We start from the raw sequence: 757 nt of genomic DNA on the forward strand, positions 1-757 counted from the left end.
TGTGGCGGTATGACCAGGCGGATTCACAAAGGACACGGCGAATCTGGGCATTTCCAATCTTCGTGATGGAACCCTGCCAACGGCTGGATTCACTGGAATATTCTTTCGGAACAAGACCGGCATACGACATTAACTGTCTGGCACTGGAAAACCGTGAAAATTGTCAAATTTCTGCGACTAACGTCACCGCCGTTACTTCCGCGATTCCCCTTAAGGTTTGAAGTGCCTGGATGGCAGGTGCGTGTTCACTATGAATCGCTTCCTGGTGAATCTCTGCCTCGATTCGTTTCATGCGGTCCTCTATTTCTTTAATGGCGTGAAGATACTCCTGAAACACGATACGTAAGGAGGACTTTTCAAACTTCAAGGTATGGAGCCAATTCCGGTGTTTGACTGTCCAATTTCGTGTGCCTTGAGGAGGTTGAATGTCGTTGCGAAGCAGGAAATGAATCAATCTCTGACGAGCCCGTTGTAAATCTTCTTTCACATCATGCCTCGCCCGAATTAAATCTCGTAACGCTTCATGGTCTTCATCCGGAGTCCAAACAGGTGTTAACTCTCCAGCTCGAAGAAGCTCAGCTAATCGCAACGCATCCCTTCGATTTATTTTCACACGGTCACCAGCCCGGCGAGGGATAAGCGTAGGTGCCACTACGGTACAATCAATTAACAAACCGTATTTATAATTATCGGAAAGGAGTGATTACAGATGGAAACGAAAGTTGACCTCGTAATAGAACTACTCGAAGGAATTGAG

1 protein-coding gene and 1 pseudogene are annotated in these 757 nt (G+C 46.8%); both read right to left on the bottom strand.

Features of this window, described 5'->3' with window-relative positions; genetic code table 11:
- A pseudogene (locus ACFOU2_RS14725) lies at nt 1-148 on the bottom strand (transposase); the annotation flags it as partial.
- A 15-nt stretch (nt 149-163) separates the two neighbouring features.
- Nucleotides 164-613: an IS110 family transposase gene (locus tag ACFOU2_RS14730; RefSeq protein WP_377916430.1), complete on the bottom strand. Its 450-nt coding sequence runs from the start codon at nt 611-613 to the stop codon at nt 164-166.
- Nucleotides 614-757: the final 144 nt, after the last annotated feature.

The organism is Bacillus songklensis (assembly GCF_042649685.1).
GTDB lineage: Bacteria > Bacillota > Bacilli > Bacillales > Bacillaceae_H > Bacillus_BA > Bacillus_BA songklensis.